The organism is Rhodococcus sp. KB6 (genome assembly GCF_001445685.1).
Classification (GTDB): domain Bacteria; phylum Actinomycetota; class Actinomycetes; order Mycobacteriales; family Mycobacteriaceae; genus Rhodococcus_F; species Rhodococcus_F qingshengii.
Window position 1 is genome coordinate 1 of record NZ_LNAK01000137.1, and the last position, 306, is coordinate 306.

Sequence of the window (306 nt, forward strand, 5' to 3'; positions counted from 1 at the left end):
GACGGAGACTACGAAAACACCTGACCTGGGCACCTACGGAATCTGGCGAGGAGCGGCTGGTTTGCCGCCCGAGCTGGGAACTGCGATCGAGAAACTCGGTTTCGGCACCATCTGGATCGGCGGCTCCCCACCCGCCGATCTACGGATCGCCGAGAAACTTCTCGACGCGACCGAGCACATCACCGTGGCAACCGGAATCGTCAACATCTGGTCCTCACCTGCGGCTGAGGTGGCGGAGTCCTATCACCGACTCGAAGCCGCGCACCCGGGGCGATTCCTGCTCGGCGTAGGCGTCGGACATCCGGA

General features: G+C 63.7%; 1 protein-coding gene. It reads left to right on the forward strand.

What is annotated here, in order from left to right; all coding sequences use genetic code 11:
• Window positions 1–306, forward strand: a 306-nt coding sequence (locus ASU23_RS24230) for an LLM class flavin-dependent oxidoreductase (protein WP_216637134.1), incomplete at both ends; no start/stop codon positions are given.